Source organism: Streptomyces sp. NPDC048419, assembly GCF_043200415.1.
Classification (GTDB): Bacteria; Actinomycetota; Actinomycetes; order Streptomycetales; family Streptomycetaceae; genus Streptomyces.
On the sequence record NZ_JBICXT010000017.1, the window covers coordinates 226,989 to 238,964 of the forward strand.

The 11,976-nt window shown below is 69.6% G+C and carries 12 protein-coding genes; 8 read left to right on the forward strand and 4 right to left on the reverse strand.

All coding sequences use genetic code 11. The annotated features are described in order from the left end of the window. The first annotated feature begins 95 nt into the window (after positions 1 to 95). Both ACGFYN_RS31460 and ACGFYN_RS31465 read left to right on the forward strand, forming a co-directional pair. On the forward strand, positions 96 to 1,646 hold the full coding sequence (locus ACGFYN_RS31460) for a glycoside hydrolase family 32 protein (RefSeq protein WP_393869288.1): 1,551 nt from the start codon (positions 96 to 98) through the stop codon (positions 1,644 to 1,646). 74 nt (positions 1,647 to 1,720) lie between these two features. Continuing rightward, on the forward strand, positions 1,721 to 2,695 hold the full coding sequence (locus tag ACGFYN_RS31465; protein ID WP_393869289.1) for a TauD/TfdA dioxygenase family protein: 975 nt from the start codon (positions 1,721 to 1,723) through the stop codon (positions 2,693 to 2,695). A gap of 2 nt (positions 2,696 to 2,697) precedes the next feature. On the opposite strand, the gene ACGFYN_RS31470 is transcribed toward ACGFYN_RS31465, so the two are convergent. From ACGFYN_RS31470 to ACGFYN_RS31485, 4 genes are all read right to left on the reverse strand, one after another. Then, a complete protein-coding gene (locus ACGFYN_RS31470; protein ID WP_393869290.1) occupies positions 2,698 to 3,756 on the reverse strand; it encodes an LLM class flavin-dependent oxidoreductase in 1,059 nt (352 codons plus the stop codon). An 80-nt stretch (positions 3,757 to 3,836) separates the two neighbouring features. Beyond that, complete coding sequence (locus ACGFYN_RS31475) at positions 3,837 to 5,342, reverse strand: metallophosphoesterase family protein (RefSeq protein ID WP_393869291.1); 1,506 nt, start codon at positions 5,340 to 5,342, stop codon at positions 3,837 to 3,839. A gap of 138 nt (positions 5,343 to 5,480) precedes the next feature. Then, the gene (locus ACGFYN_RS31480; RefSeq protein WP_393869292.1) at positions 5,481 to 6,425 is read right to left on the reverse strand and encodes an MHYT domain-containing protein; all 945 of its coding nucleotides are present in this window, start codon (positions 6,423 to 6,425) and stop codon (positions 5,481 to 5,483) included. Between the two features lie 156 nt (positions 6,426 to 6,581). After that, a complete protein-coding gene (locus ACGFYN_RS31485) occupies positions 6,582 to 7,379 on the reverse strand; it encodes a DUF899 domain-containing protein (protein ID WP_393869293.1) in 798 nt (265 codons plus the stop codon). A 242-nt stretch (positions 7,380 to 7,621) separates the two neighbouring features. Here ACGFYN_RS31485 and ACGFYN_RS31490 point away from each other — a divergent pair, with 242 nt between their 5' ends. The 6 genes from ACGFYN_RS31490 to ACGFYN_RS31515 all read left to right on the forward strand — a co-directional run. After that, a complete protein-coding gene (locus ACGFYN_RS31490; protein WP_393869294.1) occupies positions 7,622 to 8,044 on the forward strand; it encodes a PPOX class F420-dependent oxidoreductase in 423 nt (140 codons plus the stop codon). A 634-nt stretch (positions 8,045 to 8,678) separates the two neighbouring features. Then, positions 8,679 to 9,578, forward strand: coding sequence for a LysR substrate-binding domain-containing protein (locus ACGFYN_RS31495; RefSeq protein WP_393869295.1), 900 nt, complete (start codon positions 8,679 to 8,681; stop codon positions 9,576 to 9,578). Beyond that, entirely contained in the window at positions 9,575 to 10,678 is a 1,104-nt protein-coding gene (locus tag ACGFYN_RS31500) for a mandelate racemase/muconate lactonizing enzyme family protein (RefSeq protein WP_393869296.1), read from the forward strand. Before ACGFYN_RS31495 ends, ACGFYN_RS31500 begins: the two co-directional genes overlap by 4 nt. Positions 10,679 to 10,715: 37 nt before the next feature. Further along, complete coding sequence (gene catA / locus ACGFYN_RS31505; protein WP_393869297.1) at positions 10,716 to 11,570, forward strand: catechol 1,2-dioxygenase; 855 nt, start codon at positions 10,716 to 10,718, stop codon at positions 11,568 to 11,570. 6 nt (positions 11,571 to 11,576) lie between these two features. Next, positions 11,577 to 11,861, forward strand: coding sequence for a muconolactone Delta-isomerase (gene catC, locus ACGFYN_RS31510; RefSeq protein WP_393869298.1), 285 nt, complete (start codon positions 11,577 to 11,579; stop codon positions 11,859 to 11,861). After that, positions 11,861 to 11,976: CoA-transferase (locus ACGFYN_RS31515; protein WP_393869310.1), on the forward strand; the 116-nt coding region annotated here is incomplete at its 3' end. The genes catC and ACGFYN_RS31515, both read left to right, overlap by 1 nt.

The following is an 11,976-nucleotide window of genomic DNA, read 5'->3' on the forward strand; positions in this document are numbered from 1 at the left end:
CCCTGTCAAGGGTCGGGACGACTTGACCTTTAACGAGTTAGGTCCCAGAGTCCTGCATCACATGAGCCGTCTTCGTCCGAGAGGAACGACGAGTGATGCGTGGGATGTCCAGGAGAGCCCTGCTGGCCGGAACGACCGCCGGGGGAGCCGCCGCGCTGCTGCCCGCACCACCGGCCGCCGCCAAACCCAAGGCGGCCGGGGCGAGTTGCGCGAGCTATCGCGCCGCCTACCACTTCACGGTCCCCGACGCCTGGAAGAACGACCCGCAGCGCCCGGTCTGGATCGACGGCGAGTACCACTACTACTACCTCTACAACGCCGACTACCTCACCGGCGCGGTGGGCACGGCCTGGCGCCTCGCCACCACCTCCGACCTGGTCTCCTTCACGGACCGCGGCGTCGCCGTGCCCAAGGACACGACCGTCAACGGCGATGTCTGGTCCGGCTCGGCGGTGGTGGACGCGGACAACACGGCCGGCTTCGGCGCCGGTGCGGTGATCGTCATCGCGACCATGTCGCCCGGCGGCGGCACCGACCATCAGGCGCAGTTCCTGTACTACTCCACCGACGGCGGGCGTTCCTTCACCAACCACGGCACCGAGGCCGTCCTGCCCAGCCCGGGCGCCGGCGCCGACTTCCGCGACCCCAAGGTGATCCGCGACGAGGACCGCGACCGCTGGGTGATGGCGCTCGCCGAGGGCACCAAGGTGGGCTTCTACCACTCGGACGACCTCAAGTCGTGGACGTACGCGGGCGGTTACGTCAAGGACGGGATCGGCACGCTGGAGTGCCCCGACCTGTTCCGCATCACCGCCGGGGACGGCACGGCGAAGTGGGTGCTCGGCGTCAGCGCCAACGGCAAGGGCGCGGGGCTGCCCAACACCTATGCGTACTGGACGGGTTCCTTCGACGGCAGCGCGTTCACCGCCGACGCCGCGGAACCGCAGTGGCTCGACCACGGCTGGGACTGGTACGGCGCGGTCACCTTCGAGAAGCGGGACGCGAAGGGCGCGATCGACCCGAGCACCCGGTACGCCATCGGCTGGCTGAACAACTGGGACTACGCGGGCACCACCCCCACCATCGACTGCGACGGCTTCAACGGCACGGACTCCGTGGTCCGCGAGGTGACCCTGAAGCCCGGTGCCTCCGGCGGTTACCACCTCGCCTCCCGGCCCGTTTCCGGACTCGACGCCCACGTCTCCCGCACGGTGAATCTCGGCGACGTGACCGTGAACGGCACCGAGTTGCTCGACTACAGGGGCATCTCCTACGAGCTCACCACCGAGGTCACGTGGGACCAACTCACCGGTGCGGGAGTGCAGTTGCGGCGCTCACCCGACGGCGGCCGGCACATCGACGCCGGCGTCTACGGCGACTTCGCCTTCCTCAACCGCCGCAACACCGTCAACCCGGACTCCTCCGGCAAGTGGCAGGAGAGCCACTCCCCGTTCGACCGGTCCGCGGGCACGGTCGAACTCCGCATCCTCGTCGACCGCACGTCCGTCGAGATGTACGTCGACGACGGCCGGTATGTGCACTCCAGTGTGGTGTTCCCGTACCTGATCGACACCGGGGTGGCCCTGTTCACGATCGACGGATCGGCGGTGTTCCGGAACACGGTGATACGGGAGTTCACGGTGTAGAGGGCCGTCACGGTCGTCGTGGCTCCGCCTCCCTGCGAAGATCGGATACCGGACCGACGAGCATCGGAGCGCGTATGACGACGGAGCGGGACACGGTGACGCAGGCGGCACGGGCCGCGGGGATCGAGGTGCGACCGGTCGCCGGGCACATCGGTGCCGAGATCTCGGGTGTCGATCTGGCCGGTGAGCTCGACGATGCCGTGGTCGGCGCGATCCGGGCGGCAATGCTGCGCTGGAAGGTGGTGTTCTTCCGTGGGCAGCGGCTGGACCACGCGGGGCATGTGGCGTTCGCGCGCCGGTTCGGGGAGCCGGTCGTGCTGGGCAAGCGGGGCAGTGCCTCGCCGCCGGACTTTCCCGAGGTCGAGACGACCGCCGACCGGCTGGAGCTGGGCGGGAGGTTCGGAATGGAGCACGACGAGTGGCTGCAGCGTCGCCGGCACACACTGCTGCGCGGCTGGCACTGCGACCACGGTGCCCGCATCGACCCGCCGGCCGCGACCATCCTGCGCGCCGAGACGGTGCCGCCGTACGGAGGTGACACCACCTGGTCGAACCTCGCGGCCGCGTATGCCGGACTGTCCGCTCCGGTACGGGAGTTCGTCGACGGTCTGCGGGCCGAGCACCGGCTCGGCGTGGGCTACCAGCCGCGGCCCGGCGACGACTCGTATCTGCGCCATCTGCTGGACCACCAGGTCGCCTCGGTGCATCCGCTGGTGCGCGTGCACCCGGAGACGGGCGAGCGGGTGCTGTTCGTCAACGGGTACTACGTCGAGCAGATCACCGGCGTCTCCCGCCCGGAGAGCCGGGCCGTCCTGGACATGTTGCTGGAGCAGGCGGTGCGGCCCGAGTACACGGTGCGCTTGCGCTGGGAGCCGGGCAGCGTGGCCTTCTGGGACAACCGGGCCACGATCCACCTCGCCCCCAGCGACAACGCCCACCTCGACCATCCCCGGATCATGCACCGCGTGATGCTGACCGGGGATGTTCCGCTCGGGGTGGACGGCGGGTCGTCCGAGCCGATCGTAGGGCCTGAACCCGGACGCTGGTGAGGCTAGTCGGACGGCCGGCGACCCAGCGCCGGGCCGAGCTTCGTGGCCATGTCGGTGAGGATCTGCACATAGTCCTCGTGCTCGAAGGTGAACGGCAGCGCGAACGCCACCTCGTCCACCTCGCGGAACGCGGCGTGGGCGTCGAGGCGTTCGGCGATCTCCTGCGACGTGCCGACGATGTCCGGTGCGAACAGCAGGCGCGCCGGACCCTGGGGCGAGGTCGTGCGGGGCATCCGACCGGCCGCGTACTCCTCGTACTTGGCCCGCTGCGCCGCCGACGCGGAGTCGGTGGGGATGACGACCAGGCCCTGTGAGACACGCGCCGCTTCTCCGTCGGGGTGGTGGGCGCGGAAGGCACGGATGTGCGAGAGCTGGATCTGCGCGAAGTCGAACCCGGGGCCGTCCGCCTCCTCCGCCTTCACGACGCTGCTGGTCAGGAAGTTCATGCCCTGCTCACCGGCCCAACGCGCCGATCCCAGGCTGCCGCCGCCGTACCACATACGGCGGCCCAGGCCGGGGGAGTGGGGCTGCACCCGGCCGGAGCTGTATTCGATGTGCGGCTTCCGCCGCGTGGCCTCCAAGCCCTCGGCACCGCTGAAGTCCGTGACGCTCTTGCCCCGTACGAAGTCGAGCAGGCGCCGTACGCGCTCGTAGGAGAAGTCCTCCGCGTCGCCCGTGTCCGGGTACAGCGCCTCCTTGACCTGGTCGTAGTGCATCGGCGGGCCGACGCTCACGCCCGGGTTGACGCGGCCGCCGGACAGGACGTCGGCCGTCGCCAGGTCCTCGGCCAGCCGCAGCGGGTTCTCCCAGCCGAGCGGTATGACCGCCGTGCCGAGTTCGATGCGGCTGGTGCGCTGCGAGGCCGCCGCCATGACCGCGACCGGGGAGGAGATGCCGTACTGGAGATGGCGGTGCCGCAGCCAGGCGCTGTCGAAGCCGAGCCGCTCGCCGAGCTCGATGATCTCCAGCGTCGACTCGTGCCCCCGGCGCGGGTCCCTCTCGTCGAACAGCCCGATGGTGAGGAAGCCCAGCTTGCGCAGGGGGCGTGAGGTCGGCGGCATGGGCCCCTCCGTCGTTGATCGTTCCATCGCGTACGGCAGTGCCAACCTCCCCGTGCCCTGCGGTGTTCCCGCGCCGCGGCTCAGGTCAGGGGGATGATCACCTCGTCCTCGACGGGCGGATCGATCTCCTGGGCGCGGTTGCCGGTGGCGGCGAAGCAGCGCAGGTGGACGGCGTCCGGGGTGACGTCCAGACGCAGGAAGCACTTGAAGAAGGGCGGGCTGTACGTCGCCGAACTCGGTGAGAACAGCTGCGTGTAGATCTTGCGCACCGGCAGGCGGAAGCGCGAGGTGCGGTCGGGGCGGCCGCCGGCGCCGAGCAGGCTGGCCACGATGCGGGCGCGGCGGGTGACGCGCACCGGCCCGTCCGGGGTGCGGGTCGGCCGGATGCCAAGCCGCTCGGCGATCACGGCCATGGCCTCGTCCTCGGAGAGGCCGAACAGGCGCCGCAGACGCAGCCGGCGGCCGTAGAGCCCGCTGTAGAAGGCGAGGGAGTCACCGCGCAGCGGATAGCAGCGGAAGTCCTTCTCGGTGACGTTCGCGATGTCGACGCGGGGGATGGTGTGGGTGGCGTGCATGAACGCACCGCCGCCGCCGGAGACGACGTACTGGATGGTGCGGTCGTCCACCTCGACCGGGTAGCGCTGGTAGTTGTGGATGTCGCCGCCTATCGCCGCCACGTAGTGGTGGTCGGGGTCGCGGACGATGTCGTCGACGGTGCCGTGGCCGCCCTCGATGGTGCAGGGGTGGTGCTCCCCGTCGACGTAGAGGGGCGAGCCGGTGACGAGGATCTTCGGGCGGGGGCCCTTGGACACCTCGCGCAGCCAGGCGCCCTGTTCGGCGTCGATGGTGCCGAGCAGGCCGGTGTCGATGCCTATGATGCGCAGCGGTCCCGCGTCGACGGCCCAGTACGGGCCCGGCTGTACCGCCTGTTGGGTGGGTGAGGACCGCAACTCCCGTGCCCGGTCGAGGTGTTGGCCGTCCTTCGCGCGTGGACGGTGCCAGAGGAGGTTGCGTGCCCAGGCCCGGGTCAGGGGGCGCGGTGCCGGTTCCGGGGCGAGGGGAGGGGCGTCGCCGCAGAAGACGCGCATGAACCCGCCCAGGCCCTCGTACCAGTCGTGGTTGCCCGGTATCGCGTAGATGGGCGCCCGGTAGTCCTGGTAGGGGCGGAAGAACTTCGTGCCGTAGTCGTCCGCGGTGCCGACGGGATAGATCACGTCGCTGGCGATCACCGCGAAGTCCGTGCCCTGACTGATCCTCAGGAAGCCTGGCACGACGGCGTATTGGGGATCGTCACCTTCTCCGGTGTCCCCGATGACCATGAAGGAGAACCGGTCGGCGTCCGCGCGCCGGATCACCTTGTCGGCGGGTGCGCCGGCGGCCTCGCGCTGGCCCACCCATCTGCCGCGCGTGTGGCCCGTGGGATCGCCGAACCAGGAGGCCAGTACGCCGTTGCGAGCGGCCCACAGCGTCCGGGGGTCGAGCCAGGAGAGCTTCTGGACCTTGGCCGGCATCAGTTGCTTGTACTCGCCGCGCTCGGCGACGCCCCAGCCGGCGCCTTCGGCGGTATCGCGTGAAGAGTCAGACACCGGTGAACCGTAACAACGATCAAGCGGAGAAGCGGAAGGGGTGTGCACAGTCGGTGCGGCGAGGGCGGGCAAGGAGCTGCCGTGTCCGTGGAGTTGTCCGCCTCTGCCGCACCGGAGCTGCGGAGCAGGGGCGGTGGTTCACCACTCGTCGCTGGTCGGCGGCGGCGCCCACTGCGGCGTGGCGGCCGCGGCCGGTCCGTAGTCCCCCTGCCTGGGGCGGGCGGAAATGACGGGGCCGCCGAAGAGGGCGGTGCCGTGTTCCGGAACGGGTTCCGGTGTTTTGGCCGCGGAGGTCCGGCGGGACGGCGACTTGAAGCGCGACCGTGAACCCGAGCCGCTCCACTCGCCGTCGCCCAGCACCAGCAGCGGGTCGAACATGACCACCACACCGGCCAGCAGCAGGAACACGGCCGGCCCCAGGAGCATGGGGAACAACAGCGAGGAGGGCGAGTCGCCGGACCAGGCCGTACTGCCGTTGCCGTGCACATGGACGCTGACGGCGGCCATGGCCGTGTAGTGCATGCCGGACACCGCCACTCCCATGACCAGACTGGCGCCGAGGCTCGCCAGGAAACCCCGGATGGTGACGGCCGCCCAGAGCGCGGCAGTCGCCGCGACGATTCCGATGAGGACCGACAGGACGACGGTGGACGTCGCGTACCGGATGTCTCCGTTCATCCGCATCGCGGCCATGCCGATGTAGTGCATCACGGCGACGCCGATACCGGTGATGACGCCGGCGACGGCCAAGGTGAACTTGCCGGAGCCCCGGTAGCCGACGATGAAGACGCCGACACCGACCACGAGGATCGCCACGGCCAGGCTCAGCAGAGTCAGTCCCGTGTCGTAGCGGATTCCGGTCTGCTCGACCTGGAAGCCGAGCATGGCGATGAAGTGCATCGTCCAGATGCCGCTGCCGATCGACGCGGCGCCCAGCGCCAGCCAACCGGCTTTCCAGGATTGTTCGTTGACGAGGGACCGGACGATGCAGCGCAGTCCCAGTGCCCCTCCCAGGCAGGCCATGAGATAGGCCGCCACCGGGGTCACCGCGCCATAGCGGAACCCGTCAATCGTGCCTTGCATGCGATAACTCCCCCCAGAGCCACGGCAGATCGTCGAGCAAGGTCTACGGGCAAGTGTGGCGTAAGGGCAAGGCATTACCACTGGTAACTGAATCATTCTCAGCTTTCACCGGTCAACAGTGGTCACACCTGGGTGAGTTCCGGCCAACAGGCCTTTTCATGCGTCATATTCGTCCGGCAGGCGCAGAGCGGGCCCGCCGACCTGGAGACCGAGCGGGACCGCGCGGCCCGTCGGCTCCTCCCACTCCTCCTGGCGCCCGAGCGCGGTGAGGTCGAGCCACGGATAGCCGTTGTGGAACTCCTCGATGCCACGGCCGAACGTCGAGTAGGTGTGGAAGACCTCGTCCCCGACCCGCAGGAACGCGCTGATGCCCGGCCAGTCGCCGCGAAGATCCGGTGACCACGGCATTCCGGCCTCGGACAGCTCGGCCTCGTCGCGGTGGAAGATCCGCACCGGCGCCACCCGTTCGTCGACCGACGCGTGGAAGTCGTAGTTGAAGTCGCTGCCGGCCGAGGAGTACCAGGGGAACGTCCACCCCATCCGCTCCCGGAACGCGTCGATCGTCGGATACGGCGCCCGGGACACCGCGACCAGGGTGGTGTTACGGACGTGCAGCTGCCGCAGCCTGCCGATCTGGTCGGCGGCGGAGGAGCAGCTGGAGCAGCCGGTCGCGCGCGGGTGCTCGGTGCCGTCGGCATCGATGTCGTAGATCCACATGAAGTGGTGCATGACCAGCTGGGGCCGGCCCTCGAACAGGTCGAGGAGGCTCAGCTGCCCCTCCGGCCCGTCGAAGGCGTACGGCTTGTCGACACGGACCATCGGCAGCCGGCGCCGCTCGGCGTTGACGCGGTCCCGCAGCCGGGTGAGCTCCTTCTCCCGTGCCAGCAGTTCCTTGCGGGCGCCGAGCCACTCCTCGCGCGACACCACCTCGGGCAGATCGGCCATCGTGTTCATCTCGCTCTCTTCCGGGCTGCTCCACGTGTTCAGTGTCGTCCTGAGTGTGGTCGAACCGGGTCGGTGCAGCGGGTCATGGCGGGATTGGTGGCCGACGAGTCCGGCCGGTCGGGGTAACGCGTGGTGCGAAGTGGTAGCGCTTCGGGTGTGTCAGTGATCTGCGAAGGGTGCACCCGGTGGACATGACCGCCGCATTCCCCGCACGCTCCGCCGGTTGCGAAGCCCACGCCTGAGGAGGCCCCATGTCCAAGCCGCCCCTTCCGCCCGATGCCCAGGACCTGCTGAGCCGCGCCAATCCGGCCGTCATGGCCACCCTGCGCCCGGACGGCGCACCTGTCTCCACTCCCACCTGGTACGTGTGGGAGGACGGCCGTGCCCTGATCAGCCTGGACGAGGGACGTGTCCGTCTCAGGCATCTGCGCCGGGACCCCCGCGTGACGCTCACCGTCCTCGACGGCGACGACTGGTCCACACACGTCACCGTCATCGGCCGGGTCGTGGAGATGTACGGCGACGAGGGCCTGGCCGACATCGACCGCATCTGCACCCACTACACCGGCAAGCCCTACCCCGACCGGGTCCGCGCCCGTGTCAGCGCGTGGATCGAGGTCGAGCGCTGGCACGGCTGGGGCGCTCACAGGGACAGCGGCCAGGCGGCCACCTAGGCCGGCGACCCGACTGAGTAAGGGAGCAGCCTTCGCTGCGCGCAAGCTCAGGCTGCGCACCGGCCGTAGACCGTACGGCGCCCGGTGACGACTGTGGCAGCGCACGATTCGAGCCGCACGAAGGAGCTGGTCCGTCACGTGTGAAGCGCTGGGCGATCCCCCGGACGCGCGCGCGTCCCGCAGAACGCTGCCCGGTGCGGTGGCGACATCGGCGACCGCATTCGCCATGTCGCTGCCGGCCGCCGGAGGTGCGGCGGCGCCGTTCTTCGCCCGGAGCCTCCAGTCGCCGTCGTTGAACTGTTCCGGGTAACCCCCCTCGCGGGGGTCCTTCACCTTCAGCTTCCGGCGGCACATCATCGCGCCCCGATGGCCGCACGCATTGATCAGGCAGTGCAACTCGCCTTGCTTGTCACGGGAGATGACCACGGCCCGGACTCGAAGAGCTCCTCGTAGGTGAAGACATTGCGCCGGACCGGGTGCACACCGTTGGCGGCGACTTCCACGAGGGGGTGACCCAGGGGGGTATTGATATCAGCAGCGTCTCAATAAGCTGCAATCAGGTATTTGTGTCGTATGGGATCCCCTCTCTACGCTGAACGCATTCGAGGGCCCCGAAAAGGAAAGGGGCAGCCCGATGGAGCTCAGGCACCTTCGGTATTTCGCGGCCGTCGCCGAGACACGCCATTTCGGAAAGGCAGCGGAACGCCTGCACATGGCCCAGCCCCCGCTCTCCCAGGCGATCCGCCGCCTGGAGTCGGAACTGGGCGTGGAGCTCTTCGCCCGCACCACCCGGCAGGTCACGCTGACCGGCGCCGGCGAGGTGTTCCGTACCGACGTGGAGCACATCCTCAAAGCCGTCGACGAGGCGGTGACGCGGGTGGGCCGCTTCGCGGAGGGCGTGGAGGGGGTGCTCCGGGTCGGCCTGACGGGCGCCGCCTCGTACCGCCAACTGCCAGCCCTGGCACGCCTGCTGAAGAAGGAGCTGCCGCACGTGATGATGGAGGTGCACACCGAGATGCTCACGCCCGCCCAGGAGCTCGGGCTGATCGAGCGCCGCCTCGACGTCGGCGTCCTGCGCCCGCCGGTCCGCCAGGAGGGCATCACCCACCGCCCGCTGGCCGACGAGCGGCTCGTCGCGGCCGTACCCGCCGAACACCGGCTCGCCGAGGACGACGTCGTCCGGATCGAGCAGCTCAGGCACGAGGACTTCATCATGTACGGCGCCACCCTCGGCTCCGTGCTCAACGACGCCGTCGTCCGCAGCTGCCTGGCCGCCGGCTTCTACCCGCACCTCGCCTACGAGATCACCGAGACCTCCGCCGCACTCGCCCTGGTGGCGGCGGGCCTGGGCGTCGCGGTCCTGCCGGAGTCCATCCGCTCCGCGCCCCGGGAGGGCGTGGTGTGCAAGGACATCGAGGACGCGCTGACGGTGCCGCTGGTGCTGGCCTGGCGCGCGGACGACGAGTCCCCGTTGCTGCTCAACGTCCTCAAGGTGCTGGAGCGGAACGACATGTTCCTTGAAGGAGCGGCATGAAGATCGTCAAGGTGGAGGCCATCCCCTTCGCCATCCCGTACGAGAAACCCCTGAAGTTCGCCAGCGGCGAGGCGCACACCGCCGACCACGTCCTGGTCCGGGTGCACACCGACGAGGGCCTGGTCGGCACGGCCGAGGCCCCGCCCCGTCCGTACACGTACGGCGAGACGCAGGAGTCGATCGTCGCCGTCATCGACAAGATCTTCGCCCCGCAGCTGGTGGGCCTGACGGCACTGGAACGCGAAGCCGTCCACGAGCGGCTGGAGCGGACCGTCGGCAACCCGGCCGCCAAGTCGGCCATCGACATGGCCCTTTGGGACATCCTCGGCCAGGCCGCGGGCCTGCCGGTCTGCGGACTGCTCGGCGGCTACACAGACCGCATGCGGGTCAGCCACATGGTCGGCTTCGCGCCGGCCGCCGAGATGGTCGCCGACGCCGAACGCATCCGGGACACGTACGGCATCACCACCTTCAAGGTGAAGGTCGGACGGCAGCCCTACGGCGAGGACGTGGCCGCCTGCCGGGCCCTGCGGGAGGCCCTCGGCCCGGACGTCGACCTCTATATCGACGGCAACCGCGGCTGGACGGCCTCCGAATCGGCGCGCGCCCTGCGGGAGATGGCCGACCTGGGCCTGACCTTCGCCGAGGAACTCTGTCCCGCCGACGACGTGCTGGGCCGTCGCTGGCTCGTCGCACAGAGCCCCATCCCCTTCATCGCCGACGAGAGCGCCACCCGGGCCGCCGAGGTGACCCGCGAACTCCTCGGCGGTTCCGCCACTGCCATCAGCATCAAGACCGCCCGCACCGGCTTCACCGCCTCCCAGCGTGTGCTGCACGAGTGCGAGGGACTCGGCGTGGAGGTGGTGATGGGCAATCAGATCGACGGCCAGATCGGCACGTTGTGCACCGTCACCTTCGGTGCCGCCCACCGCAGCACCTCCCGGCACGCGGGTGAACTGTCCAACTTCCTGGACATGACCGACGACCTCCTCACCGAGCCGCTGACCATCGAGCACGGCACCCTGCGCCCGCGCGAAGGCGCCGGGCTCGGCGTCGACATCGACCCCGACAAGCTGGCGCGCTACCGCCAGGACACCTGACACGTCATCCGAGATGTTTCCAAGGGACGGGAAGACAATGACCGACACCATCACGGACCAGGCCACCGCGGCCGCCTCCGGAGCCGCCGCCACCGAGCAGTTCCGCGCCAAGCAGCGAGCCGTAGCGGCCGACGTCGAGACCAAGCGCGTGGACACCCTGGTCACCGAACTCCTCACCGCTGCCCACGACATCATCCGCCGGCACAAGGTCACCTACGACGAGTACGACGCCCTGAAGTCGTGGCTCATCCAGGTCGGCGAGGACGGTGAGTGGCCGCTCTTCCTCGACGTGTGGCTGGAGCATGTCGTCGAGGAGGTCGCCAACGAGAACCGCGAGGGCAGCAAGGGCACCATCGAGGGCCCCTACTACATCCCCGAGTCACCGAGCCTGCCCGCCGAGGCCACCCTCCCGATGCGCGAGGGCGAGGACGGCACCCCGCTCCTCTTCCAGGGCCAGGTCCGCTCCGTCGACGGCACCCCGCTCACCGGCGCCACCGTGGAGATCTGGCACGCCGACAACGACGGCTACTACTCGCAGTTCGCGCCCAGCCTGCCCGAGTGGAACCTGCGCGGCACGGTCACGGCCGACGACACCGGCCACTTCTGGATCCACACCATCGAACCGGCCCCGTACCAGATCCCGACCGACGGCTCCTGCGGCAGGCTCATCGCGGCGGCCGGCTGGCACGCCTGGCGCCCCGCACACCTGCACCTGAAGGTTTCGGCACCCGGCCACCAACTCATCACCACCCAGCTCTACTTCGAGGGCGGCAGCCACGTCGCGGACGACATCGCCTCCGCCGTGAAGCCCGAACTGATCCTCGCCCCCTCCCCGGTGCCCGACGGCCGCGGCCGCGAGGTCACCTACGACTTCGTCCTCGACAGGGTGTGACCGGCCGTGCTCTTCGCAGTGCGGATGGACGTGGCGATTCCGCGCGACCTCGACCCCGAGGTCCGCGCGGACCTGGTGGCCCGTGAGAAGGCCTACTGCCAGGACCTGCAGAAGTCGGGGGAGTGGGTGCACATCTGGCGGTGCGTCGGGCAGTACGCCAATGTCAGCGTCTTCGACGTCGCCGACAACGAGGCACTGCACCGGATCCTGTGGAACCTCCCCCTGTTCTCGTACATGACCGTCGACGTGACGCCGCTGGCTCAGCACCCCTCCGATCTGGCGGCCGCCTGATGGACAAGGTGATGCGTTCCGCCGTTGAGGCGGTGGTGGATGTGCCGGAGGGTGCGTCGCTGGCGGTGGGCGGGTTCGGTTTGAGTGGGGTGCCCAATGTGCTGATCCAGGCCCT